Origin of the sequence: Thermoanaerobacter thermocopriae JCM 7501 (assembly GCF_001310975.1) — a bacterium.
In the GTDB taxonomy this organism is placed as follows: Bacteria; Bacillota; Thermoanaerobacteria; order Thermoanaerobacterales; family Thermoanaerobacteraceae; genus Thermoanaerobacter; species Thermoanaerobacter thermocopriae.
In genome coordinates this window covers 1-26206 of the sequence record NZ_BAZY01000020.1, presented here as the reverse complement: position 1 = coordinate 26206, position 26206 = coordinate 1, and the positions used below count along the sequence as shown (strand labels likewise).

General features: G+C 33.6%; 23 protein-coding genes, 8 pseudogenes and 1 riboswitch. Of the genes and pseudogenes, 27 read left to right on the top strand and 4 right to left on the bottom strand.

What is annotated here, in order from left to right:
• The first annotated feature begins 44 nt into the window (after positions 1–44).
• The 10 genes and pseudogenes from minC to JCM7501_RS08320 all read left to right on the top strand — a co-directional run bounded on the left by minC (position 45) and on the right by JCM7501_RS08320 (position 9014).
• Positions 45–690: pseudogene (gene minC, locus JCM7501_RS16240) on the top strand (septum site-determining protein MinC).
• 40 nt (positions 691–730) lie between these two features.
• The gene (minD, locus tag JCM7501_RS08360; RefSeq protein ID WP_012994922.1) at positions 731–1525 is read left to right on the top strand and encodes a septum site-determining protein MinD; all 795 of its coding nucleotides are present in this window, start codon (positions 731–733) and stop codon (positions 1523–1525) included.
• Positions 1526–1546: 21 nt separating this feature from the next.
• Positions 1547–1822, top strand: coding sequence for a cell division topological specificity factor MinE (gene minE, locus JCM7501_RS08355; protein WP_012994923.1), 276 nt, complete (start codon positions 1547–1549; stop codon positions 1820–1822).
• An 86-nt stretch (positions 1823–1908) separates the two neighbouring features.
• A pseudogene (rodA, locus tag JCM7501_RS08350) lies at positions 1909–3005 on the top strand (rod shape-determining protein RodA).
• 11 nt (positions 3006–3016) lie between these two features.
• The gene (mgsA, locus tag JCM7501_RS08345; RefSeq protein WP_028991486.1) at positions 3017–3412 is read left to right on the top strand and encodes a methylglyoxal synthase; all 396 of its coding nucleotides are present in this window, start codon (positions 3017–3019) and stop codon (positions 3410–3412) included.
• Between the two features lie 63 nt (positions 3413–3475).
• Positions 3476–4222 (top strand): annotated as a pseudogene (locus tag JCM7501_RS15915) (M23 family metallopeptidase).
• Positions 4219–5073: a M50 family metallopeptidase gene (locus JCM7501_RS08335; RefSeq protein WP_012994927.1), complete on the top strand. Its 855-nt coding sequence runs from the start codon at positions 4219–4221 to the stop codon at positions 5071–5073. The pseudogene JCM7501_RS15915 and the gene JCM7501_RS08335 overlap by 4 nt, the downstream one beginning before the upstream one ends.
• A gap of 16 nt (positions 5074–5089) precedes the next feature.
• The gene (locus JCM7501_RS08330; RefSeq protein WP_028991485.1) at positions 5090–6958 is read left to right on the top strand and encodes a TIGR03960 family B12-binding radical SAM protein; all 1869 of its coding nucleotides are present in this window, start codon (positions 5090–5092) and stop codon (positions 6956–6958) included.
• Positions 6924–7576, top strand: a pseudogene (locus JCM7501_RS08325) (TIGR03936 family radical SAM-associated protein). The gene JCM7501_RS08330 and the pseudogene JCM7501_RS08325 overlap by 35 nt, the downstream one beginning before the upstream one ends.
• A 7-nt stretch (positions 7577–7583) precedes the next feature.
• Positions 7584–9014 carry an Rne/Rng family ribonuclease gene (locus tag JCM7501_RS08320; RefSeq protein ID WP_028991483.1) on the top strand — a complete coding sequence of 477 codons (1431 nt, stop codon included), beginning with the start codon at positions 7584–7586 and terminating at the stop codon, positions 9012–9014.
• Positions 9015–9064: 50 nt separating this feature from the next.
• Here JCM7501_RS08320 and queF read toward each other — a convergent pair whose 3' ends face one another.
• Positions 9065–9466, bottom strand: coding sequence for a preQ(1) synthase (queF, locus tag JCM7501_RS08315; RefSeq protein WP_012994931.1), 402 nt, complete (start codon positions 9464–9466; stop codon positions 9065–9067).
• Positions 9456–9938, bottom strand: a complete 483-nt coding sequence (locus JCM7501_RS08310; protein ID WP_028991482.1) for a QueT transporter family protein — start codon at positions 9936–9938, stop codon at positions 9456–9458. The genes queF and JCM7501_RS08310 overlap by 11 nt, the downstream gene beginning before the upstream one ends.
• Before the next feature lie 291 nt (positions 9939–10229).
• Here JCM7501_RS08310 and JCM7501_RS08305 point away from each other — a divergent pair, with 291 nt between their 5' ends.
• The 14 genes and pseudogenes from JCM7501_RS08305 (at position 10230) to asnB (ending at position 21538) form a co-directional block, all read left to right on the top strand.
• A complete protein-coding gene (locus JCM7501_RS08305) occupies positions 10230–10571 on the top strand; it encodes a LapA family protein (RefSeq protein ID WP_256201311.1) in 342 nt (113 codons plus the stop codon).
• 119 nt (positions 10572–10690) lie between these two features.
• Positions 10691–11005, top strand: coding sequence for a 50S ribosomal protein L21 (rplU, locus tag JCM7501_RS08300; RefSeq protein WP_028991480.1), 315 nt, complete (start codon positions 10691–10693; stop codon positions 11003–11005).
• 3 nt (positions 11006–11008) lie between these two features.
• A complete protein-coding gene (locus JCM7501_RS08295) occupies positions 11009–11347 on the top strand; it encodes a ribosomal-processing cysteine protease Prp (RefSeq protein WP_012994935.1) in 339 nt (112 codons plus the stop codon).
• Positions 11344–11631 carry a 50S ribosomal protein L27 gene (rpmA, locus tag JCM7501_RS08290; protein ID WP_012994936.1) on the top strand — a complete coding sequence of 96 codons (288 nt, stop codon included), beginning with the start codon at positions 11344–11346 and terminating at the stop codon, positions 11629–11631. Before JCM7501_RS08295 ends, rpmA begins: the two co-directional genes overlap by 4 nt.
• 52 nt (positions 11632–11683) lie before the next feature.
• Positions 11684–11899, top strand: a complete 216-nt coding sequence (locus JCM7501_RS08285; RefSeq protein WP_012994937.1) for a Spo0B domain-containing protein — start codon at positions 11684–11686, stop codon at positions 11897–11899.
• 56 nt (positions 11900–11955) lie between these two features.
• Positions 11956–13226: pseudogene (obgE, locus tag JCM7501_RS08280) on the top strand (GTPase ObgE).
• Between the two features lie 123 nt (positions 13227–13349).
• A pseudogene (gene nadD / locus JCM7501_RS08275) lies at positions 13350–13984 on the top strand (nicotinate-nucleotide adenylyltransferase).
• Positions 13974–14558 carry a bis(5'-nucleosyl)-tetraphosphatase (symmetrical) YqeK gene (gene yqeK / locus JCM7501_RS08270; RefSeq protein WP_012994940.1) on the top strand — a complete coding sequence of 195 codons (585 nt, stop codon included), beginning with the start codon at positions 13974–13976 and terminating at the stop codon, positions 14556–14558. Before nadD ends, yqeK begins: the two are co-directional and overlap by 11 nt.
• Positions 14555–15643 carry an LCP family protein gene (locus tag JCM7501_RS08265; RefSeq protein ID WP_256201310.1) on the top strand — a complete coding sequence of 363 codons (1089 nt, stop codon included), beginning with the start codon at positions 14555–14557 and terminating at the stop codon, positions 15641–15643. The genes yqeK and JCM7501_RS08265 overlap by 4 nt, the downstream gene beginning before the upstream one ends.
• A gap of 118 nt (positions 15644–15761) precedes the next feature.
• Entirely contained in the window at positions 15762–16115 is a 354-nt protein-coding gene (gene rsfS, locus JCM7501_RS08260) for a ribosome silencing factor (protein WP_012994942.1), read from the top strand.
• 134 nt (positions 16116–16249) lie between these two features.
• The gene (locus JCM7501_RS08255; protein ID WP_012994943.1) at positions 16250–16900 is read left to right on the top strand and encodes a helix-turn-helix transcriptional regulator; all 651 of its coding nucleotides are present in this window, start codon (positions 16250–16252) and stop codon (positions 16898–16900) included.
• 63 nt (positions 16901–16963) lie between these two features.
• Positions 16964–17095, top strand: a riboswitch (cyclic di-AMP (ydaO/yuaA leader).
• Positions 17096–17196: 101 nt separating this feature from the next.
• Positions 17197–18297 (top strand): NAD/NADP-dependent octopine/nopaline dehydrogenase family protein, encoded by a 1101-nt coding sequence (locus JCM7501_RS08250; protein ID WP_028991477.1) that lies wholly within the window; start codon positions 17197–17199, stop codon positions 18295–18297.
• Complete coding sequence (locus JCM7501_RS08245; protein WP_028991476.1) at positions 18294–19946, top strand: cobalamin-dependent protein; 1653 nt, start codon at positions 18294–18296, stop codon at positions 19944–19946. The genes JCM7501_RS08250 and JCM7501_RS08245 overlap by 4 nt, the downstream gene beginning before the upstream one ends.
• Positions 19947–20027: 81 nt before the next feature.
• Positions 20028–21538 (top strand): annotated as a pseudogene (gene asnB / locus JCM7501_RS08240) (asparagine synthase B).
• A 28-nt stretch (positions 21539–21566) separates the two neighbouring features.
• On the opposite strand, the gene JCM7501_RS08235 reads toward asnB, so the two are convergent.
• The gene (locus tag JCM7501_RS08235; protein WP_256201309.1) at positions 21567–22811 is read right to left on the bottom strand and encodes a D-alanyl-D-alanine carboxypeptidase family protein; all 1245 of its coding nucleotides are present in this window, start codon (positions 22809–22811) and stop codon (positions 21567–21569) included.
• A 126-nt stretch (positions 22812–22937) separates the two neighbouring features.
• Between JCM7501_RS08235 and JCM7501_RS08230 the strand changes: the two genes are divergently transcribed.
• Complete coding sequence (locus JCM7501_RS08230; protein WP_013150138.1) at positions 22938–23543, top strand: helix-hairpin-helix domain-containing protein; 606 nt, start codon at positions 22938–22940, stop codon at positions 23541–23543.
• A 54-nt stretch (positions 23544–23597) separates the two neighbouring features.
• A complete protein-coding gene (locus JCM7501_RS08225; protein WP_028991473.1) occupies positions 23598–24656 on the top strand; it encodes a coiled-coil domain-containing protein in 1059 nt (352 codons plus the stop codon).
• A 3-nt stretch (positions 24657–24659) separates the two neighbouring features.
• On the opposite strand, the gene JCM7501_RS08220 is transcribed toward JCM7501_RS08225, so the two are convergent.
• Positions 24660–25133 (bottom strand): phosphatidylglycerophosphatase A family protein, encoded by a 474-nt coding sequence (locus JCM7501_RS08220; RefSeq protein WP_012994950.1) that lies wholly within the window; start codon positions 25131–25133, stop codon positions 24660–24662.
• A 130-nt stretch (positions 25134–25263) separates the two neighbouring features.
• Between JCM7501_RS08220 and gltX the strand changes: the two are divergent.
• A pseudogene (gene gltX, locus JCM7501_RS08215) lies at positions 25264–26206 on the top strand (glutamate--tRNA ligase); the annotation flags it as partial.

Genomic DNA, 26206 nt, shown 5'->3' with positions numbered 1-26206 from the left:
TGTGGCGAATATAGATAGTAATGAGGGTTTTACGGAGGTAGATTATGATAAAAGAACCAATAAAAATTCAAGGGACAAAAGAAGGACTGGTAATTGTTTTAGAAGAGGATGTAGATATTGAAATCCTAAAAGAGAAAATAGTGAATCGAATTGAGAAATCTCTCAGGTTTTTTGAGGGTGCAACTCTTACTGTAAGAGTAAAAAGTTTAAAAGTCAAAGAAGAAAAAATTACAAAAATTAAAAGACTTTATTTTTGATAAATACGGTATTGAGGTGAGAATAAAAAATTTTCAAGAAAAATATATAAAAAATGTGACAGATGACGAAATATTTAATGGGTTAGAAGAGGGGATAACAAAATTTTATAAAGGTACTGTCAGATCTGGGCAAGTTGTGAAATACCATGGTAATCTTGTTATAATTGGGGATGTAAATCCTGGAGGATTGGTACAAGCAGCTGGCAATATTATTGTTATGGGGACGTTGAGAGGAATAGCTCACGCGGGATTTACTGGCAATAAGGAGGCAATAATCGTAGCTTCTTCCTTAAAAGCAATGCAGCTTAGAATAGCTAATGTTATTTCTAGGGCTCCAGATAAAGATGATGGCAGTGATTATCCTGAAATTGCAGTTGTTAAAAAAGGCAAAATTATTGTAAAGCCTCTTTACCATCTCTATGATTTATGGTAAAATATTCTAAAAAATAATATTAATGGAATGGAGTGGTACGATGAGCGAAGCAATAGTTATAACTTCTGGAAAAGGTGGAGTTGGAAAGACTACTTCTACTGCAAATATTGGTACATACCTTGCTATGAAAGGTTATAAAGTTGTTTTAGTCGATACTGATATAGGCTTGAGAAATCTTGATGTGGTGATGGGGTTAGAAAATAGAATTGTGTATGATATTGTTGATGTAGTAGAGGGACAGTGTAGGTTAAAGCAAGCTTTGATAAAGGATAAAAGGTTTGATGGGCTATATCTTTTACCTGCTGCCCAAACAAGGGATAAATCGGCTGTTACTCCGGAACAAATGCAAAAATTAATCGGAGATTTAAAAGAGGAATTTGATTATATACTAGTAGATTGTCCTGCAGGTATTGAACAGGGATTTAAAAATGCAATTGCCGGTGCTGATAGAGCTATTGTCATAACTACTCCAGAAGTTTCGGCGGTTAGAGATGCTGATAGAATTATAGGACTTTTGGAGGCAGCGGAACTTCATAATCCTATGTTAGTTATAAACAGGATTAAGATGGATATGGTAAAAAGAGGAGATATGATGGATATTGAAGATATTATAGATATTTTAGCTATTGACCTTTTAGGTGTTATTCCTGATGATGAAAATATAATTATTTCTTCTAATAGAGGTGAACCGATTGTTATGGATGAGAGGTCATTAGCAGGACAAGCCTATAGAAATTTGGTGGAAAGACTTTTAGGAAATAATGTGCCTTTAATCAACCTTGATATAGGAAATGGGTTTATGGATAGACTTAAAAAGCTTTTTAAGCTGGCTTAGTGCTTTTGGGAGGTGTGATTGGTGGATTTATTTAAATCTTTTGGAGGAAAAAACAACAGTAAAAATATAGCAAAAGAAAGGTTACAACTTCTATTAGTGCATGATAGGGCGGATGTTTCTCCTAAATTTTTAGAAATGATGAAAGAAGACATATTAAATGTCATTTCTAATTACGTAGATATTGATGAAACAGGATTAAATGTAGAAATTACAAAAGAAAAAAGAAGTGATAATACCTATATACCTGCTCTTCATGCGAATATTCCTATAAAGAAAATGAAACAGGTGATAAGATAACTGGCCTTGAGCCAGTTTTTTTGTATAGTGAAAATTTCATTTGTATGGTATAATACAAGTTGAATTGCTGAAAAGAGGGGATTAAAATGTTTGATAAAAAGCTTTTAAAAAACTTTGACTGGGGGCTTTTGATTGTTGTACTTTTAATATGTGTATATAGTATTATTGTTGTGACAAGTGCTTCTCACACACTTCAAACAGGCTCTTACAGAAAAGTTATTGTCCAAGCGCTGGCAATTTTAATGGGACTTATTTCTATCCTCCTAATATGTCTTTTTGATTATAATACTTTTGCTAAATTTTCTACTTTTATATATATTCTAAACCTTTTAGGCCTTGTATTAGTTTTAACCATAGGAAAAGTAAGTAAGGGTGCACAAAGCTGGATAAGTTTAGGACCTGTAGATATTCAGCCTTCTGAATTTTCTAAGTTAGCATTAGTGCTAACTTTAGCAAATATGTTTAGCAAGATGGAAGAAATAAAGACTTTTAAAGAACTTTTGTGGCCAATGGCTTATTTAGGTATTCCTTTTGTTGCGGTGATGCTGCAGCCAGATTTAGGGACAGCCCTTGTATTTATTGCAATTTTTTTAGCAATAGTATATATCTCTGGGATAAGGACAAAGGTATTGGCACAGCTTTTTGCTTTAGGAATGGCCCTGCTACCTATTGGCTACAAACTTTTAAAACCATACCAAAGAAATAGACTTTTATCCTTTTTAAATCCAGAACTGGACCCAATGGGAACAGGTTATCATTTGATACAATCTAAAATTGCCATCGGTTCTGGAATGTTTTGGGGAAAGGGGCTTTTTCATGGAAGCCAAACTCAGCTCTATTATCTTCCGAAGCATGGACAGACTTTATTTTTTCTGTCGTAGGGGAAGAATTAGGTTTTATCGGAGCATCTATACTGATAGTTCTCTATGCTATTATGCTGTATAAGGCTTGGAAGATTGCTTATAATGCTAAGGACAAATATGGAATGCTAGTGGCAGTAGGAATTATTGCTATGTTTACATTTCACATTTTTGAAAATATAGGGATGACTATTGGGATAATGCCAATCACAGGTATTCCTCTTCCTTTTATGAGCTATGGTGGAAGTGCAATGGTGGCAGATTTAATGGCTATAGGGCTTTTGGAAAATATAAGCATGAGAAGGCAAAAGATAAACTTTTAGGGGGAATTTCCATGAATATAGCTTTGATAGCCCACGACCAAAAAAAAGAACTTATGGTGAATTTTGCAATTGCTTATAAGCATATCTTTGAAAAGTGTAATATATACGCAACAGGCCATACAGGACAACTTATCAAAGAAGCCACAGGCCTAAAGGTAAATTGTCTTTTACCTGGCCCTCTTGGTGGAGATCAACAAATTGGTGCAATGATAGCTGAAAATAAAATTGATATGGTGATTTTTTTAAGAGATCCACTTACGGCTCAGCCCCATGAACCAGATATTTTAGCTTTGCTTAGAGTTTGTGATGTGCATTCTATTCCATTGGCGACTAATATTGCTACTGCAGAAGTTTTATTGAAGGGAATGGAGCAAGGACTTTTAGAGTGGAGAGAAATAGTAGAATAAAAATAATTTATCATAATAATGCCTCCTTCAAAATAAAATGTAACATAGAAGGAGGCATATATCATGAAATACCAACGAATTCCTTATTATTTTCCCAAAAAATTTAGCACTTACAAAAAGTATGCAGAGCTATTTGAAAATCAATTAATTATTTCATTAGTTTTGTTAGGAATGATTTTGCTTTTTAAAGCGGTTGACGTTCCTATAGCCACTTCTTTTATAAATGTTACTAAGAGTGTGCTAAGTTATGATATGAATTACGAAAACACAAAGAAAGGTTTAAAATTAGTTCAAAGCAAGATTCCTTGGCTTAAAGAAAGTGTGATAAAAGTTTTTCTCCCACTGAAGAAAAACTTCAGAGAATGAAACTTCTTCTGATGTTTCCCAGGCTTCTATCAAAATGATTGCCCCTGTTACTGGAAAGATAACCTCTGGCTTTGGAATGAGGGCAGACCCTATTACAAACCAATTGACAAATCACACTGGTATTGATATAGATGCTCCTATTGGAACAGAAGTGAAAGCAGCATTGGATGGGGTAGTAATGTTGGTAGATGAGCAAAACCAATATTTAGGGAAAGTCATAGTTATAAGGCATGCTAACGATGTAAGAACCGTCTACGCTCATTTATCAGAAATTTTAGTAAATGTGGAAGACCAAGTAAAACAAGGGGATATAATTGGGAAGACGGGCGATACTGGCAAAACTACTGCTCCTCATTTACATTTTGAAGTTTGGGAAAATGGCAAGCCAGTAGACCCTTGACAAAAGTTGTGATAGGGGATGCTGCCAGTGAAGACGCAAAATGAAATTTAGAGGAATCCAAGTAAGAATACATTTCTCTACTTTTGCATTTGCATTACTTTTAATTGCGGCGGGGTTTGTAAAAGAATTAATTGCTATTTTTGTTACAGTTTTTGTCCACGAAGGGGGACACATTTATATTGCCAAGAAATTAAAGGTAGAGGTGTTACAAGTCAATATCTATCCTTTTGGAGGAATTGCTCTTTTGGACAGCGTAGTCTTTATAAGGCCGGACTTAGAAGTGTTAGTCGCACTGGCAGGACCTATGTCCAATATTTTTTTTGCGTTTTTTGGTGAATTTATTTCACAAGTTTTACAAATAGAAATGGATTATTTTATAAAAACTAATATTGTAATGGCTTTTTTTAATCTGCTGCCAGGACTTCCATTAGATGGGGGGCGGGTTTTGAAAAGTGTTTTGTCGTATTTTATTAGTCTAAGAAGCGCTATTGCGATTGCTGTTTTTTCTTCCTATGCTATTTCTCTTGTTATGTTATATCTTGTTCTAAAAGGCATATTTAATTGGAAGCTAGATGTTGTTTATGCTTTTTTATCAGTATTATTAATAGTCGCAGCAAATAAAGAGAAAAAGGCATCAGTTTTTTTGCAAATGAGAGATCTTTTTATGAAAAAAGCAGAGTTTTATAAAAAAGGTTTAATGGGAGTACATCATATAGCCGTATTAGAAAATGAGATGATTGGAAATGTAATAAAAAGTTTTATACCCGCTAAATACCATGTTATAATAATATTAGACGATAAATTTAGGGAAAAATATAGAATAACCGAGACTCAGCTTTTTGAATATGCGACAGAGCATGGACTGCATTTACCAATTGGCAAAATTATAAAATAACTATGGAGGAAGGAAAATGAATAACCTAAAAGATAAAATAGATGCTTTGCTTATGAAAGTAAGCAAGCCTACAAGATACACAGGAGGGGAATTGAACTCTTCTATAAAAAATCCAGAAAAAGTCAAAGTTAGGTTTGCTTTTGCTTTTCCTGATGTATATGAAGTGGGAATGTCTCATCTTGGACTTAGAATTTTATACCATCTTTTAAACAGAAGAGAAGACGTGTATTGTGAAAGGGTTTTTGCGCCATGGTTGGATATGGAAAAACTCATGAAGGAAAATGACATTCCTCTTTTTAGCTTAGAGACAAAAACTCCATTAGATAAATTTGACTTTATAGGTTTTACTCTTCAGTATGAGTTAAGTTATACAAATGTAATAAATATGCTTAATTTAGCGGATATTCCTATCCTGTCAAGAGAGAGGGAAGGGTTTCCTTTTGTGATTGCAGGTGGACCCTGTGCTTATAATCCTGCTCCTTTATCTGAGGTTATTGACTTTTTTGTAATGGGAGAAGGAGAAGAGGTCATAAATGAAATTATTGACGCTTATATAGATTGGAAGGAAAGGAAAGGAGGAAGAGAAGAATTTTTACAAATTGCTTCTCAAATAAAAGGAGTATATGTTCCTAAGTATTATATGGAAGTATACAATCAAGATGGAACGATAAAAGAGATAAGAACTATTAAAAAAGGAGTGCCCGAAAAGGTAAAGAAAAGAATAGTTAAAGATTTTGAAAATGTGTATCATCCTGAAGAGCAAATTGTTCCTTTTATGGACGTAGTTCACGATAGAATAATGTTAGAAATCTTTAGAGGTTGTACACGGGGATGCAGATTTTGTCAAGCTGGCATGATATATAGGCCCGTAAGAGAAAAATCAATAGAAAAAATTTTAGATTTGGCGGACAAGCTTGTAAAATCTACAGGGTATGAGGAAATATCTTTAGCTTCCTTAAGTACATGTGATTATTCTCAAATTGAAGAATTAGTCAAAAGGTTGATTGAGAAATATAAGGATAAAGGAGTTGGAGTTTCTATACCATCTACACGAGTAGATGCTGTATCTATAAATTTGTTAAAAGAAATACAAAAAGTTAGAAAAACAGGTCTTACTTTAGCACCAGAAGCTGGTACGCAAAGACTTAGAGATGTAATTAACAAAGGGATTACAGAAGAAGATATTCTAGAGGCGACAAAAGAGGCTTTTTCTGCAGGATGGACAAATGTCAAACTTTATTTTATGGTTGGTCTCCCTACAGAGACGATGGAAGATGTAAAAGGTATAGTGGATTTGGCATATAAAATAGTAGATAATTACAAAGAAGTAAAAGGGAATGTAAAGAATTTAAGAGTCACCATAAGTACTTCTACTTTTGTACCTAAACCCTTTACACCTTTTCAGTGGACGGCTCAAGATAGCATTAAAGAAATAATGGAAAAGCAAGATTTGCTTAAAAAGAAACTCAAGAGTAAAGTGCTGAAGTACAACTGGCACAATCCTTATATGAGCTTTTTAGAAGCTGTTATTTCGAGAGGAGATAGAAAAGTAGGAAAAGCTATAATAAAAGCTTGGGAAAAAGGATGTAGGTTTGACGGATGGGAAGAATATTTTAATTATGACAAATGGGAAGAGGCTTTTAAGGAGGTAGGTGTAAATCCTCACTTTTATGCTAATAGAGAAAGAAATTTAGAAGAAATATTTCCATGGGATGTAATAGATGTTGGAGTAGACAAGAGGTATTTGATGAGAGAATACAAAAAATCTCAAGAAGGAAGAATTACACCTGACTGCAGACTCTATTGTACAGGTTGTGGAATAAAGGGCTTTGATGAGGGGGTAGTGTGTTTTGAAGCGCCTCAGAAACAAGTATACAAAAGATGAAAGAGTCAAATTTATTTCCCATTTAGACCTTTTGAGGGTGTTTCAAAGGGCTTTGAGGAGAGCCGATATAAAAGTGGCTTTTTCACAAGGATTTAATCCTCGCCCTAAAATTTCTTTTGGACCCGCCCTATTAGTAGGTGCGACGACAGAGGGGGATTACATGGATATAGATGTAGAAGAAGATATTTCTCCTGAGGAATTTAAAAAAAAGATGAACAAAGTGTTGCCACCTGGTATTGAAATTGTGGAGAGTTGTGAAGTAGAATTAAATGATGCGCTTTCTACAAAAATAAAAGCGGCAGAGTATATTTTGCAAGTCAATGTTAAAAAAAGTATTAAAGATATTCAAAATAAAATAGAAGAATTTATGAGAAGAGATATAATTGAAATAGAAAAAAGAGTAAAAGAGGCAAAAAAATGATAAACTTAAGACCTTATGTTTTGGAATTAAAGGTAATTGAAGAGGCAGAAGATTATTTGAAATTTTATATAAAATTAAAATTAGGAGAGGGAGCTCCCAATCCCCTACATTTATTAAAGGCCTTAAACGAATATGTAGGGAATTTATTTGATATAGATTCTTATAAACTCCATAGGAAAAATATGATTTTGGAATAAGTACGGGGTGAAAACTTTGAAAAGACTTATATTGGACATTGATGAAAATTTGAGTCAAATTGCTTTATTAGAAAATGGGAAGCTAAAAGAGTACCACCCTGAAAAAAGTGATGGAAAAAATATCTTAGGGAATATTTATAAAGGTAAAATCCAAAATGTTTTAAAAGGTATGCAGGCAGCCTTTGTAGATATTGGAATTGGCAAGAACGCTTTTTTATTTTTTGACGATGTTTTTCAACATGAGAATTTGCCCAAAAGCATTACACAAGTTTTAAAACCGGGACAACCAATAATGGTTCAAGTATCAAAAGAAGCAGTAGGTATGAAAAATCCAAGAGTTACTGCTAATATTTCTTTACCAGGAAAATATGTGGTTTTAATGCCTAACGTGGATTACCTCGGAATTTCTCATAGGATTGAAAAAGAAGAGGAAAGGAAGAAGCTTCAGGATATTGCAAAAAAATTAAAACCTGAAGGTATGGGGCTAATTGTCAGGACAGCTGCATTAGAGGCGACAGAGCAGCAAATGAGGGAGGATTTAGAAGAGTTAATTCGCTTATATGAGAAAATACAAAAAGATTTTCAAAATGCTTCCCTCCCTTCTTTGATATACAAAGAAGAGGATTTCGTAATTAAGTATTTGAAGGATTTGCTTTCTGAAGAGATAGATGAAATTGTAGTAAATGACAAAGATGAATATGAGAACATAAAAAGATATTTAAAAAATGTGGCAAAAGAAAATATTTCAGTTACTTATGAAGAAGGAGACTTAATGGGGATTTATGGAGTAGATTTTCAAGTTGAGAAATTGTTAGAAAAAAAGGTGTGGTTAAAAAGTGGAGGTTTTGTAATAATAGACCAAACAGAAGCTCTTACTGTAATTGATGTAAACACAGGAAAATATGTAGGAAAATCTTCTTTAGAGGAGACAATATACAAGACCAATCTTGAAGCAGCTGAAGAAATTGCCTTACAGCTTAAGTTAAGAAATATCGGTGGAATAATTATTATTGATTTTATAGACATGAAAAATGAAAATTTTAAAAGAAATTTGTTAGAATTTTTTAAAAAAGAACTTCAAAAAGATAGAACAAAATGCACCGTATTGGGCTATACTCAATTGGGACTTGTTGAGATGACAAGAAAAAGAGTGAGGTCGCAAGTAGGTTCTTACCTTAAAGAGAAATGTCCTACATGTAAAGGAGAAGGCGTAGTATACTCTACAGAGTACATCTACAAAAGATTAAGAAATAATATAGAAAGAGTGTTAAGGCATGTAAATGTACAAAAAATTTATATAAAAGGTAATGATAAAGTTGTTAAAATCGCGGCAGAGAAAGGAATCATAAAATTTTACAAAGAGAAATTTAACGTAGACCTCGAACTCGTTGTCGACAATAATAAAGAATATGGCTATTTTGAGATAGAATTTCACTAAAGAATCAACGCAAAAAAGCTGCCCAAGGAAATTTTTGGGCAGCTTTGTATCTATTTTTCTTTCTCATACTTTGCCACAATTCTGGTGGCTATTCCACCTCTTTCTTGAAACTCACCTATTATTTCCATAAATTTTGGCTGTAGAAGTTCAACTAAATCGTCTAAAATTCTATTTATAGCATGTTCTTGCAGTATACCTACATTTCTATAGGATGTGAGATAATACTTTAAAGATTTAAGTTCTACTAATTTTTTAGAAGGTATATATCTTATTGTGAGTTTTGCATTGTCAGGCAATCCTGTCCAAGGACAGACGGAAGAAAACTCATTAGTTATATATTCTACAATTGTATTTTTTTCAGGGTATTCATATTCAATGGATTCTAAAACTTCTTTGTCAATCTTTTCATAACCGTAAGCGTCAAATCTTCTTTCTTTATATTTATCTGTCAAATTTCACAGCTCCTTTCTTTTCAATTATAAAAAGTAAAAAATATCCTGTTACAAGAAGTACAGTCTCAGCAAATCCTACGCTTAAGAAAGTTGGAATAAATGGTATATTTGCAGAGACATTTAGGGTGATCCCCACCGATGCGGCAATCCAAAGAGCTACAAATACAGCACCTACCAATTTGTGAGTGGCTCTTCCAATGTAGTATCCAATTGTACAACCGATTAAATTTGAAAGAGGCATAAAAATTAGCTCCATTGTGCCAGCAAATGGGCTAAACAAATTTGCAAGAAAATTTCCTATCATCATGGAAATAGCATATTTTTTATTGAATACTACAATGGATTTTGTAATTTCCCCTACGCGAAACTGAAGGGGTAAAAATGAAATAGAAGAAAATATAACTGTGAGTACAAAATAAATTGTCGCAATCAAGGCAATTTCTGTAATATCTTTTATTCTTTTTTTGAACACAAAATTACCTCCCTTGTTTTGTTAACTGGGGTTACTGCGACCCAGGTGAGCATTTTGCTCACTATAATCAATTTTAACACAACTACTGGAGTAGTTTCAACATAAAAAGTTTTTCTCCCAATCAAATGATAAAAGTTAAGAATGATGTTTTTATATTATCAAAAAATTTATAATTTTTATTGACAATGGTAATTTGTATAAATTATCATAAAGTTAGAAAGTTGTTAAAGAGTTTGTTACTAAAGATGGGGTGGTGTATTCTATGAAGGGCAGTATTATACAATATTAGCTTTGATATTTGCAATTATAGTAGCGGTTTTTGCTATTTCTAATGCTGGACCCGTAGATATAAGCTTTTTGTATTGGCATTACTCAATTTCTCAAGCTTTAGTAATTTTACTGTCAGCAGCTATTGGAGCTATAATTGTGTGGATAATAGGCTTGTTTGGACAAATTCGCTATAGCGTAACGATAAGAGGGCTCAACATTAGGATAAAAGAATTAGAAAAAGAAAAGGAAGAATTAAATCAAAAGATTATAGAATTACAAAACTATAAATTAGCGGAAGAAGAAACAAAAGGACAAAGCGATGGCAAGCAAGTGGAGAAAGAAAAAGGAACACAAACTCTTTAGTCGATTTTTAATTGACAAGTGGTATTTTATTATGTTAAAATATCACTTGTGGCCGCTCGGGACGGGTTCCTAAATTTTTACCTTGTTTCCCGGCGAGACTGGATAGAGGAGGTGCAAAAATGTACGCAATAATCGAGACTGGTGGAAAGCAGTATATGGTTCGTGAAGGAGATGTTCTTGTAGTAGAAAAGTTAAATTATCCAGAAGGGGAAGTTATTTCTTTTGACAAAGTTTTGGCTGTGTCAAAAGAGGACGGTAACGTAGAGTTTGGCAAACCCTATTTAGAAAATGTTAAGGTAAGTGCTAAGGTCATAGAGCATGGCAAAGGACCAAGAATAAGAGTTTTTAAGTATAAGCCAAAGAAAAATTATAGAAGAAGACAAGGGCATCGTCAACCCTACACAAAAGTACAGATTGAAAAAATAATTCAGTAAGCCATGATTAGAGTGGAAATATTGAGAGATTCAAGAGGGGATATTTATAAATTTAATATAAAAGGACATGCAGGTTTTGATGAGTACGGAAAGGACATCATATGTGCAGCTGTTTCTGCTATATCTCAGACAGCGGTTCTGGGAATAGAGGCGTTAAAAACTGTTAAGATAAAGAAAGAGATAGAAAGTGGCAAGTTGCAGGTTGAAATTGTTGACAAAGGCATGCCAGAAGATGATTTACGACTAAAAGCTATTCTGGAGACTATGGTTTTAGGACTTAAAGATATTGAAACAGATTATCCTGAATATGTAAGGGTTATGGATAGGAGGTGCAAAAAATGAAACTTCAGCTTTTTGCTCATAAAAAAGGTGTTGGAAGTTCCAGAAACGGTCGTGATAGTGAATCTAAGCGTTTGGGAGTAAAAAGGGCGGATGGCCAATTTGTATTAGCTGGTAATATCCTTGTAAGGCAAAGAGGAACTAAAATACATCCAGGTGTAAATGTAGGAAAAGGAAAAGACGATACACTTTTTGCGTTAATTGATGGATATGTTACTTTTGAAAGAAAAGGACGTAACAAAAAACAAGTAAGTGTTTACCCAGAAAGGAAAGTTGCACAGAATTAAATCCTGGTTTATACCAGGATTTTTCATAAATAAAAAAGAAAGTGGTGAAAATATGGTGTCAGATGTAGAGTTATTGATAGATTACATAAAAAGGAGCAGACATGAGTTTTTGAATGATTTACAAGTGGTATTAGGTTATGCTCAACTGGGAAAATTAGATAGAGTCATTGAATCTCTTCACATTGCAATTGACCACCTTAATAGAGAAAGAGATATATTTAATTCTGAAAATGTACAGGAAATTATAAAGAAACTCTTAAGAGAGTAAAAAAATACGAGAAGTATATACTATACATACTATAAAATAAGGCAGGTGAGAGAATTTTGTTTATAGACACAGCGAGGATATACATAAAAGCTGGAGACGGTGGAAATGGAGTTATATCTTTTAGAAGGGAAAAATACGTTGCTTACGGTGGGCCGGATGGTGGTGATGGAGGAAAAGGAGGAGATGTTATATTTATAGCAGATCCAAATTTGTCAACTTTGTTAGATTTTAAATACAAAAAAAGATACATTGCGCAAAACGGAGAAAACGGTAGAGGTAAAAATCAGTATGGAAAAAACGGAGAAGATTTGTATATAAAAGTTCCTGTAGGAACCTTGATAATTAATGATGAAACGGGAGAAATTATAGCTGACCTTGTAAAACCTAATCAAAAAGCTATTGTTTTACGGGGAGGTAGGGGAGGAAGGGGAAATGCTAAATTTGCTACTTCTACTTTGAAGACTCCTCGTTTTGCTGAAAGCGGAGAAAAAGGTAAAGAAATGTGGGTACGGTTAGAGCTAAAACTTCTCGCTGATGTAGGATTAATAGGATTTCCTAATGCAGGTAAATCCACCCTCTTAGCCAGTTGCACGAGAGCAAGACCTAAAATTGCCAATTATCCTTTTACAACACTGACACCTAATTTGGGAGTTGTAGAATATAAAGGGAAATCCTTTGTAATGGCAGATATTCCAGGTTTAATTGAAGGAGCCACAGAGGCGAAGGATTAGGTCATGACTTTTTACGGCACATTGAAAGGACAAAAATGTTGATACACGTAGTGGATGTTTCTGCCAGTGAGGGACGAGACCCTATAGAAGATTTTGAGAAGATAAATGAGGAGCTGAAACTTTACAGTGAAAGATTACTTACTTTGCCTCAAATTGTTGCAGCAAATAAAATTGATATACAAAGTGGTAAAGAAAATTATCCTGCTTTTGAAAAAGAAATAAAAAAAAGAGGTTACGAGGTATATCCTATATCTGCTTTGACAAAAGAGGGAATTGACAAACTTTTGGACAAGGCTATAGAAATTCTTTCTTCTATTCCAGTTGAAGAGATAAAAGACGTACCAGAAGTTATTGTTTATACACCTCCTGAAGAGGAAGAAACTCTCAACGTAGAAGTAAAAGATAATACCTATTATCTTAGCGGTACAAAAATTGACAAACTTTTAAAAAGAGTAAATTTACAAGATGAACATTCTTTAAGGTACTTTGAAATACTTCTTAGGAAGAGCGGGGTAATAGATGCTCTTAAGGAAAAGGGCTTTAAAAGTGGTGATACAATAAATGTGAGAGATTTTGAATTTGAATACTATGAATAAAAGTGGAATTTGATTCCACTTTTTTATTTTCTTTAAATGAGGTTCCAGGGTAAGCTTGTGCAGTTTACCTCTTTTAATGTATAATGTATAATATAAAAGAAATATAAATTGGGGGATAGCACTTTGGAAAGAGAGCTTAGACTTGGGATAATGGGTGGTACATTTGACCCTATTCATTATGGTCATTTAGTTACTGCTGAAGCGGTAAGGGCTGAATTCAAATTGGACAAGGTGATTTTTGTTCCAGCAGGCAACCCACCTCATAAAGTAAAGCGAAAGGTGACAGATAAAAAACATCGTTATTTAATGACTATACTTGCCACAATAACTAATCCTTTTTTTGAGGTATCGACGATTGAAATTGACAGGGAAGGGTATACTTATACGATTGATACTATCAAAGAGTTTAAAAAAATTTATGGGGATAAAACTCAACTTTATTTTATAACAGGAGCGGATGCTGTTTTGGAGATTTTGACTTGGAAAAGTGCAGATGAGCTTTTAAAGATGTGTAATTTTGTTGCCGCAACTAGGCAGGAGTTGAAGGCGATAGAATAGATGAAGAATTAAACAAAATTAGAAAGTTTTATGGGAATGTCATTTACAAAGTGACTGTTCCTTCTTTGGCTATATCCTCCACCGATATAAGGGAAAGAGTAGCAGGGGGCCGACCTATAAAGTATTTGCTGCCAGAGTCTGTGGAAAGATATATTCAAAAATATGGTTTGTACAAAAAGGATGATGAAAATGGAGTATGACATAGAACTTTTAAAAAGCAAACTAAGAAGTTTGCTAGATAAGGAAAGGTATTTACACTCTATAGGTGTTATGGAAACTGCAATACATCTTGCTAAAAAATATGGTGCTGATGTAGAAAAAGCCCAAGTTGCAGGTTTGTTGCACGATTGTGCAAAGAGCTATTCTGATGAAGAACTTTTAAAATTTGCTCAAAGATATGGAATTGAAGTAGACGATGTTTTAAAAAATGCACCCTTTCTTTTACACGGTCCTATAGGTGCGCATTTAGTAGAAGAAATTTTTGGAATCAAAGATAAAGAAATAAAAAGGGCAATCTCTCTTCACACTACTGGGGATGTTAATATGAGTCTTTTGGATGAAATAGTATTTCTTGCGGATTATATAGAGCCTAATAGAGATTTTGAAGGGGTAACGCAATTAAGAGAATTAGCAGAAGAAAATTTGGAGCTTGCTTTGTTAAAGTCTTTTGATAGTACAATTTGTTATGTCTTACAGAGGGGACTACTTCTTTATGAAAAAACAGTAAAAGCTCGAAACTATATTCTTCTGAAGCTTGGGAGTGGAGATAAATGAGAAAAGTATTAAAAGTTATATCTGCGATATTATTGTTAAGTTTGTTATCGGCAGGGGTAGGAGGGTATATTTTTTTAAAGTCTCTAAATCCTTCAGATAGCTTTTTGATGCAAAGAAGCAGTGAAAACACAAATTCAGAAACGATTCAGAAAATAAATATATTAGTTTTAGGAGTTGATGAAACATCGCCAACAGATCCAAAGCGTTCTGATACTATGATATTATTATCCTACAATCCTAAAACTAATAAAGCTTATATTTTGTCTATTCCAAGAGATACAATGATTAAACTTGACAAATATGGCACACAAAAGATAAACGCTGCCTACCCAATAGGTGGACCTCAGTTGGCGATGGATACGGTGTCACAGCTTATTGGAGAGCCTGTTGATTATTATGTAAAGATTGGATATGAAGGCTTTAAACAATTAGTAGACGATTTAGGCGGAGTAGAAATGAACGTACCGGTGGATATGAATTATGATGATTATGCGGGAAATTTACACATTCATTTAAAAAAAGGTGTTCAGCTTTTAGATGGGGAAAAAGCCTTACAGCTGGTGAGATTTAGACATGGGTATGCAGAACAAGATTTAGAGAGGGTAAAAGTACAAAGGGAATTTTTGTTAGCAATGTTTGAAAAAGCTAAAAATCCCAGTACTTTATTAAAGATTAATCGTATATTAAAAACCATAAATCAATACGTTGAAACAAACATACCACCTGTTACTATGTTAAAATATGCAGATTATATTTTAAAGCTTGACAAGGAGAATATAAAAACAGCTACTTTGCCTGGTACTCCTCAGTACGTTAACGGGATTGCTTATTATATTACAGATCCGCAAGAAATACAAGAATTTATTGCAAATTTAGATAGCAATGTAGATGATAAAACCAATGAGGTAGCGGTTAACAAAAATATAAAAATAGAGGTTTTAAATGGTGGCGGCATCCCAGGAGCAGCCGCAAAAACTGCTGATTTGTTAAAACAACAAGGGTATGATGTAGTGAAGATAGGTAATGTGATAGGGACCACATATAACACGACTCAGATAATTAATAGACTGATAATAAAGAAATAGTAGAAAATTTGAAAAAAATTTTAAAAAAATGCTATTGTAGTGGAAGATACAAATGCAAACAGTAATGTTGATGTAACTATAATTTTGGGGACAAATATATAAGGTGGAGGGTGATTTAGTGATAGACGTAAAAGATAAAGTATTTAAAATTTATAAAGTTTTAGAAGATAATAAAGCTTCTGATATAAAAATTTTATATATAGGTGATTTAACAGTTGTCGCAGATTATTTTATTATTGCTACTGGCAATTCAGACACTCATGTTAAAGCATTGACAGACGAAATTGAAAAGAAACTCATGGAAGAGGGCATTCTGGTGGATCATATCGAAGGTTACAATTGGGGGAAGTGGGTTTTAATGGATTATGGTGATGTGATAGTTCACATATTCCAGCAAATAGAAAGGGAATTTTATAATTTAGAGAGATTATGGGCGGATGCAAAGGAAATAGTGCTTGACAACCTTGTTTGAGGTATGTATAATAACGTTAATAAATTTTTTATTAGCATTCCGTCTTTTTAAAAATAAATTTGAGCCTAGTCAGTAATTTTTCATTACCTAATTGCATATATTTAATATGGTATGATTAGGGGGATTTAGAGCAAATGAAGACTCATCCTATCTTGAAGAGCATAATCCCTATGATAGAAGGAATAGCACATACATTTGGAAAAAATTGTGAAGTGGCACTGTATGACTTTTCTTCTCCTCAAAATCCAATTATTGCAATTGTAAACGGACATGTCACAGGAAGAGATGTAGGTAACCCTTTGCCTGAGAACATTGCGAAAATATTGAAATCTGAAAATGTTGAAAATTTAATAAACTATAAGAGTAAAGGTAAAGATGGTAAGATTTTGAAGTCATCTGCTCTTTTTATAAAAGATGAAAATGGTAAACCTGTGGGGTGTCTTACAATCAACATCGATATTTCGGAATTTGTAATGGTAAAAAATACTTTATCAGAGTTTTGCGATGTAGCGGATACCAATGAAGAAGCTCGGGAGGCTTATGCAGGAAGTGTTAGTGATGTACTTGAAAGTATAGTAAACACCACATTGGAAAACTACGGAAAACCTGTAAATTTCATGACAAAAGAAGAGAAGGTACAAGTGGTCAAAATGTTAGATGAAAAAGGGACTTTTTTGATAAGAGGTGCTGTTGATTACGTTGCTAAGATACTTTGTGTATCCAGATATACCATATACAATTATTTAGACGAAATAAGAGTAGGAGGAGATTTTAGTAAATATTAACATGTTTTCCTTTACAAGTTTTTTGCTTTATGATATAATAAAAATAAATTTGAAAATTAAATAAAATGCTAAACGCTGAATTCGTAAAGAAGCGGGGGAACCACTTTGGGGGTGAATCCATCTTTTGATAAGATGGTAGGGTTATCTTTCGACCCGAACCCGTCAGCTAACCTCGTAAGCGTTGAAAGAGGAGGATGATAGCAATGGTGTCTTTTTATGTCTTTTCAGACACCCAAGGCTGAAGCTATAGATTTTCCTCTATAGCTTTTTCATTTCTTTAAAAGGGGGTAACTAAAATGAAGCAACTCTCTTTTGCAGTAGTTGGAGCTGGGAATGGGGGTCAAGCGATAGCGGGGCATCTCGCTTTAAAAGGTTTTAAAGTTAATTTGTACAATAGAACCTATCAAAAATTACTTCCTATCATAGAAAAAGGTGGTATCGAATTAGAAGGAGAAGTAAAAGGTTTTGGCAAGTTAAATGTGATAACTGATGACATGGAAAAAGCTATTAAAGATGTTGATATAATTTTAGTGGCAGTTCCTGCTTCTGCCCATTATAAAATTGCTGAAGAGATGTTGCCATATCTTAAGGATGGTCAAATAATTGTATTAACCCCAGGAAGAACTGGTGGTGCTTTGGAATTTTATAATATTATAAGAAGACGAGAAGATTTGGATGTAATTATTGCAGAAACGGATACTTTAATATATGCATGCAGGTCTTCCATGGGAAAATCCAAAATATTTATGGTAAAGGAAGTTGTGGCTGTTGCTGCGATACCTAACGATAAAACAGAAATGGTAGTGGAAGCGCTTAATACCGCCTTTCCTCAATTTATTCCGGCGCAAAATGTTTTGGAAACAAGCCTTAACAATTTTGGAGCTGTTTTTCACCCTGCACCAACTTTACTTAATGCAGCAAGAATAGAAACTACTAAAGGGAATTTTGAATTTTATCGGGAGGGTATTTCTCCTTCTGTTGCAAAAATATTGGAAAAAATAGACAATGAAAGAATGATGGTGGCAAAAGCTCTAGGTGTAAATACTATTTCAGCTAAAAGATGGCTAAAAGAAAGTTATAATGCGGAAGGAGAAAATCTATATGAGGCAATTCAAAATACAAAAGCTTATGTTGGCTTATTAGCTCCTCAAACATTAGATTGCCGTTATATATTTGAAGATGTTCCTATGAGCTTGGTGCCTATGTCTTCTATAGGGAAAGAAATAGGCATTAAGACTCCCACTATTGATGCTGTTATACATCTTGCTTCGGTTATGCACGGAAAAGATTATTGGAATATTGGAAGGACGGCTGAGAAACTTGGGATCCAAGGGAAAACAGTAGAGGAAATTATAGAGTTGGTGGAAGGAAAAAGAAAGGAGGTAACTATAGCGTGAAAAGGTTAATTGTAGCGGCAGCGATAGGTAATTGTGTCCATGTGGCCGGTGTATATAACTTTTTAAAATTTGCGGAACAGCAAGGTTATGAAACTATATTTTTGGGTCCTGCTGTTCCTATAAAGAAATTGATAGAAGCCGTTAAAAAACATAAGCCGTCAATTGTAGGAGTAAGCTATAGACTGACTCCTTCTGCTCTTGAAAAACTTTTAGAAGAACTCAAGAGGGAAATAGAAGTAAATAATTTGCAACATATAAAATGGGTATTTGGAGGGACAGAGCCTACTGCAGAAGTAGCTCGTAAATCAGGAATATTTGTAGCAGTTTTTGATGGTAAAAATGGCGATGAAGCTACAATTAATTTCTTAAGAGGAGGAAGTTCAAACCATAGACAAAGAGTTTTTGCTGATACATTAATTGGAAGAATAGAAGATAAATATCCTTATCCTATAATAAGGCATCACTTTGGGCTTCCTTCATTGGAGGACACTATAGAAGGAGTTAAGAAGATAGCAGAAGCAGAAGTTTTAGATGTAATTTCTATAGCACCAGACCAAAATGCTCAAGAGCACTTCTTTGATAAGAAATATGACAAATCTTTGGACGGAGCAGGCGGTGTTCCTATAAGAAAGGAAGAAGACTTGATACGGATATATGAAGCTTCAAGAAGGGGTAATTTCCCTCTTTTAAGGTGCTACAGTGGTACAAATGACGTATTTAAGATGGCGGAAATGCTTTTGCGAACGATCCACAATGCGTGGGCAGCAATACCACTTAGCTGGTACAATGTTCTCGATGGAAGAGGTCCAAGAGATGTTAACACTTCAATCAGAGAAAATCAACAATTGATGAAATGGCATGCTGAAAGAGGAGTACCAGTAGAGGTAAATGAGCCACACCATTGGAGCTTGAGGGATGCTCATGATGTAATTGGGGTAACAACGGCATATCTTGCGGCATATAATGCAAAAAAAATGGGTGTTAAAGACTATGTAGCACAATTTATGTTTAACGTGCCTGCTTCTATTTCACCAAAAATGGATTTGGCAAAGATGTTAGCTAAGATAGAGCTGATAGAAGAATTGCAAGATGAAAATTTCAGAGTTATAAGGCAAGCAAGAGCGGGACTTGCAAGTTTTCCAATCGACCTTTTAGAAGCCAAGGGTCAGTTAGCTTCTAGTGCTTATCTCTCTATGGCTATAAGACCTCATATATATCACGTAGTGGGATATTGTGAAGCTCATCATGCTGCAACGCCAGAAGATATAATTGAAAGCGTTAAAATAGTAAAAGCCGTGATAAAAAATTCTATGTTTGGAATGCCTGATTTGACTCAGGATAAAGAAGTAATTCAAAGAAAAGAACAGTTAAAGAAAGAGACAAGGATTTTATTGGAAGCGATAAAAAGCTTGGCACCTTACAGTCTTGATCCACTGGCAGATCCAGATGTGTTGGCATTGGCGATAAAGATTGGTCTATTAGATGCACCACATCTCAAGGGTAACAAGTATGCAAAAGGAGAATTGCAAACCAAAGTAATAGATGGTGCATGCTATGCTTATGACTATGAGAAGCATAGAATAATACCTGAAGAAGAAAGGGTAGAAAGGATTTTACGTGAATATGAAAAATCAGCTATAGAAGTATAAAAACTTGGGAACGTAAGATCTTTTCTTACGTTCCTTATTGAATTTCTTTGAATATATCTGAAGAGGAGGAGTGATAGCTAAATGTGCGGATTAGCAGGAATTATAGGAACTGGTGATAAGAGTAAAATAAAAAGGATGCTTGATAAAATACGACATCGTGGTCCGGATGAGTCAGGTATTTTTGTAGATGAAAATATTACATTAGGCCATAATAGGCTGACGATAATTGACCTTTATCATGGACGTCAACCTATAAAAAACGAAGATGGTAGGTATTGGCTTATTTATAATGGAGAAATTTACAATTACCAATTATTGCGTAAAGAGTTAAAAAACCATACTTTTTCCACAGATACTGATAGCGAAGTAATAATTCATTTGTATGAAGAACTAGGTAAAAATTGTGTTAACTATATTGATGGAATGTTTGCTTTAGCTATTTATGACTCTAAAAAAAAGACCATATTTATTGCTCGTGATCCTTTAGGAATAAAGCCATTGTATTATGGCAAAACAAAAGAAGGGTATTTTGCCTTTGCTTCGGAGATTAAAGCACTTCAGGAAGTAACTGATGATATAAATGAATTTCCTAATGGATATATTTATACAACTGAAAACGGATTTGAGAAATATTATACAATTCCACAGGATCCGATGCATTTTGCAGATGTTAATAATATTATTAATGGATTAAGGCTTAGATTAGAGGATTCAGTAAGAAAAAGGTTGATTGCTGATGTGCCTGTTGGAGTATTTTTAAGTGGCGGATTGGATAGCAGCCTTATCGCAGCAATAGCAGCAAAATACAAAAAGCCCCTTCATTCATTTGCAGTAGGCGTCGAAGGAAGTAATGACTTAAAGAACGCAAGAGTTGTTGCTGATTATGTGGGGACGATTCACCATGAATTTATTTATACAGAGGAGGACATAAAAAAAATTTTACCCGAAGTTATATATTATCTTGAATCCTGTGATCCAGCCTTAGTCAGAAGTGCTGTTGCAACATATTTTGTATCAAAACTTGCAAGCAATTACGTAAAAGTTATTCTTTCGGGAGAAGGTGCTGATGAATTGTTTAGTGGATACCATTACCTTAAAAATTATACCAGTCCTTGGAAATTACAATCCGAATTAAAATATATAACTCGAAATTTGCATAATACAAATCTTCAAAGAGTTGACAGAATGACAATGGCACATTCCATTGAAGGACGTGTACCGTTTTTAGATGTAGAAGTGTTACGGTACGCGTTTAGAATAACGCCGTCATTTAAAATTAACGGCCGAGAAAAAACCGAAAAGTGGATACTTAGAAAACTTGCAGAAAATTACTTACCAGAGTCAATTGTATGGAGAAGAAAAGAAAAATTTGCAATAGGAAGTGGTACATCTGAAATATTGAATAAGATAGCTGAATCAGAAATTAGTGATGCAGAGTATATAAAAAATAGATTCCTTTCTAACGGTTTTGAAATAAAGTCAAAGGAAGAGCTGTATTATTTTAAAATTTTAAAAGATTTTTTAATGTTGATTCTTTTATAAAGGACATGGGAAGAAGTAGAAGTCTCAATGACAACCAAATATATGCATAAAAAGAGGGCATTCTGCCCTCTTTTTAAATCAATATTTTGAGAAGATATATTTTTTTCTATTTCTAATTTTCCGTCTTCTCCAAAGGAGAAAAGCTGTTCCTAAAATCGTTGCTCCAGCAATAAATTTTACGGGATTGTTTTTTATTTCAAAAGATTGGTTTTCTGTATAATAGTATCCCAAAAAGTTTTTATAAACAGATTCCGCTGCAATTAGATGATTTGTACCTATCTCCTTTCCATTTAAAGTGTATTTAATGTAACCTAATATGTCTCCTTTATTTATTGGCGCTTTTATGTTTTTATTAAGTATTATTTGAGTTTCTATAGAATTTTCTTGCCCTTTAGGGACTTCATAGTAAAAGTCTTCTTTTGCAATAAGAGGAAGTTTAAAGTGAGACTTTCCTAAATCGATATAGGTTACTACCTCACCTTTTTCTGTTTTTTTCACTAAACTAAAGTTTTGGAACCCGTAATCCAAAAGTTTTATAGTATCTGTCCAAATGTTTGCTCCTTGGTCACCCATTATGACGGAGATAAGTCTGCGACCTTCTCTCGTTGCAGAAGCTGCTAAAACTTGACCAGCTGCAACCGTATATCCCGTTTTTACTCCGTCAGCTCCTTCATAGCGAAAACTTGAAGGTTTAATTAAGCGATTGCTTAACCATAGGTCTCTTACTTTATCAAACTTATTAGTAGGAGGAATTTGGTAATGTATTGTAGTTACTATTTTTCTAAATTCAGGATTTTGCATTGCATACCTTGCTATTAATGCCATATCATAAGGAGTGGAATAATGGTTTTCATCAGGAAGACCATTTGGATTTACAAAATGGCTATTGTAAGCCCCAATTTCTTTGGCTTTTTCATTCATCATTTTAGCGAAATTTTCTACGCTTCCACCAATATGTTCAGCGATAGCGATGGCAGCATCATTAGCTGATTCTAACATAATTGCATAAAGTAATTGTTCTAACGTAAGTTGTTCACCAGGAGAAAGAAATATTGAATTTCCATCTATTTTTGTAACATTATCACTAGCTGTTACGATGTCATTTAAGTTTCCCTTTTCAATGGCGATAATTGCGGTCAAAATCTTAGTTGTGCTTGCAGGGTACATTCTTTTGTGCATGTTTTTATCGTACAATACTTGACCTGTTGTAAAATCCATTAAAACTGCAGTTGGGCCTACAATTTCAGGTGGTGATGGCACATTAGCGTATACAGGAGTTATTTGTACTACCAAAATAAATAGTATGAGCAAAGAAGCTACCATTTTTTCATTTTTATGCCTCCAATTCATGCTGATACTTAAAGTATAACAAAAAAACGCAAAAAATAAAAAGGAATTTTTTAATTCATGTAGAAATAAATAAAGGACGCTGTAAAAAGAGGTGTTAATATGCCTTGTTTTTCAAAAAAACAGCAATATGCTATTATTGTTATATTATGCCTTATATTATCGGTTTCAGGATATGTAATTTACCAAAATTTTAAATTAAAAAATGAATTTGTCATCAATGAAAGTAATGAAAGCATAGCGATAGAAACAATTGCCGAGAAGGAGGAAAACAAGGAAGAACCTTTAGAAATAAAAGTGTATGTTACAGGATTAGTAAAAAATCCGGGGGTCTATACTATGAAGGAAGGAGAAAGAGTAATAGATGCTATAAATAAAGCAGGAGGACCCTTGGAAGAAGCAGACCTTTCCAATATAAATCTTGCACAAAGAGTCAAGGACGAACAAATGATAATAGTCCCAAAAAAGGGTGAGATATATAATACTTCTTCTGCAAAGACACTACAAAAAAGCGAAAAAATAAACATAAATACTGCAACCAAAGAAGAATTGGAAACTTTACCAGGAATAGGACCTGTAACGGCTGAGAGGATAATCGAATTTAGAGAAAACAAAGGTTTTTTTAAAAAGATTGAAGACATAATGAATGTCCCTAGAATAGGTCCTAAAATGTTTGAACAGATAAAAGATAAAATTACCGTTGATTAGTATGTTAAATAGTTCCACATAGAACAAAAAATTCTATATTAAATGAGGGGTATTATGAAAAGGCTGATAGCTGTTATAACTGTGAGTATTTTTTTATTTAATTTTATGCTAGTACCAGCACAGATTGATACCTCTTCTGAGCTTAATAGGGCGAAAGTGGAAGAACAAAAACTTGTACTAGAGCTATTGAATCTTGAGATAGAAAGGCTTAAAACACAAAAGTTTTTGGAAAATTTAATGGCCGATATTGAAAATTTAGCTGTAGTCATTCAAGAAAAATCTAAAGAAATACAAATAGTAAGTAAAGAGATAGAAAAGGAAAAAGAGGTATTAAAGACTTGGTTTAGGTTTTTGTATATGGATGGGGCAAATGCTATACTATCACTTCTACTTATGGCACAAAATTCCAGTGAGTTGTTGCATAGGCTTATTTACATAGACATTATTACCAATTATTTCTACAATAAACTAGATAATTTAAATAAGCTTGTAAAATATAAAAAAGAAGAGGAAAATAGACTAACCTCCCAAAGATTACAGCTTATAGAAAAACAAAAAGAACAAATAGAATTGTTAAAAAAAATAGATGAATTAAGGTTAGCAAAAAGCCAAATGTTAGAAGAGATAAAAATCAAAATTGCAAATTATCAAAAAATATTTACACTAGCTGATAATTTGGACAAAATGTTTCCTTCTTTAGATTATTTATTAAGCCATCTTTCCCAACTTCCATGGGATACTTTGGAGTATAAAGATTTGAGGTTTTCTTTTTTTGACATATCTGCTTCTTTTTCTGATGCTGATGTAACAAAGATGATACGTTCTTACAGTAATAAGTTAAAAAATATAACAGTTTCTTTTAGCAAAGAAGGTTTTGAAATAAAAGATGATGATTCATACACTTTAAAAGGAAATTTTGGAATAGAAGATAACAAGATTAAATTGTTAATAACTTCTCTGAATATAGGAGATATAAAAATTAACGACCAGTTGCTTCAAAAGATTCTCTATGGCTATGATACCACCATAAACATTAAAATTCCTGTTGAAGGATTTAAATTAAAAAAGGTTAAGACCGAAGAGGGCTATGTAAAGTTTACTTTACAAAAGTAATATTTATAAAACTTCTTTTCTAGAATGGGCAATTCTAGCACAAGCCGCGGCGATTATTGCAGCTACTAAGTCATCAATAAAGGTATTACACTTTTTATCTTTATCTTTATTAAGGTTTCCCATTATACCAGGTTTTACTTTATCGAGATATCCAAAATTAGTAAAACCTATAGAACCATAAATATTTGTAATGCTTAAGGCTAAAATTTCGTCGATGCCGTATAAAGGTTCATCTCTTTTTATAATAGACAAAAGAGGTTCTTCTAACATGTCTTTTTCTGCTAATTTGTCTAACGCAATACCTGTCAAAATTGCATTTTGAACTTCTCTTTTCTCAAGCACATGATGTAAATTTTCTATGCATTCCTCTATTGTTAAATCATCATAGTACCTTTTTTGCAAGTCTAGTACTAATACTGCCATATCTTCTAAAGTAACTCCTCTTTCTTCTAATAGGTTTATAGCAATATCTTTCACACTAACAGCTCCTTTTTTTAAGTTTATAGTATGATTATACCACAAATTTTTGTTGAAATACTTCTTTGTTGAAAAAACAATTCAATTAAAGTATAATCAAAATAGTTTAAACTTATAAGAGGTGAAAAAGATGGGTGAAGTAAGAGTAAGATTTGCTCCAAGTCCTACAGGGAGTTTACATATAGGCGGTGCCAGGACAGCCCTTTTTAATTGGCTTTTTGCAAGGCACTATGGAGGAAAATTTATTTTAAGGGTGGATGATACTGACCTACAAAGGTCTACAAAAGAATCTATGAAAGGAATACTTGATGGACTTAAGTGGTTAGGTATTGATTGGGATGAAGGACCTATTTACCAATCCCAAAGGTTAGATGAATATAGAAAATTCGCAAATAAATTATTAGATGAGGGCAAGGCTTACTACTGTTTTTGTACAAAAGAAGAGCTAGAGGAAATGAGAAGACGGGCAGAAAATGAAGGTAGGCCCTTTATGTATACAGGAAAATGTAGGAATTTGACCAGAGAACAAATTGAAGAGTATTTAAAAAAAGGCAAAAGGCCCGTTATAAGATTAAAGGTGCCTAGTGAAGGAAAAACAATTGTGCACGATATAATAAGAGGAGACGTAGAATTTGATAATTCTACTATTGATGACTTTATAATTATGAAATCAGACAATATGCCTACTTATAACTTTGCCACTGTGGTAGATGATTACCAAATGGGGATAACTCATGTTATACGGGCAGAAGAACATTTATCAAATACTCCAAAGCAAATACTAATTTATGAGGCTTTAGGTTTAGAAACTCCTCAATTTGCCCATGTATCTATGGTTTTAGCTCCTGATAGGAGTAAACTTAGTAAGAGACATGGAGCTACTTCCGTGCAAGAGTTTGAAGAGCAAGGATATCTCCCTGAAGCGATTGTAAATTATATAACCTTACTAGGATGGATGCCAAAGGACGGGGAGGAAATTTTGATGTTTCAAAAAGCATAAAAGAATTTACTTTAGAAAGGGTATCAAAAAATCCAGCTGTTTACGATGTACAAAAGCTGACTTGGATAAACGG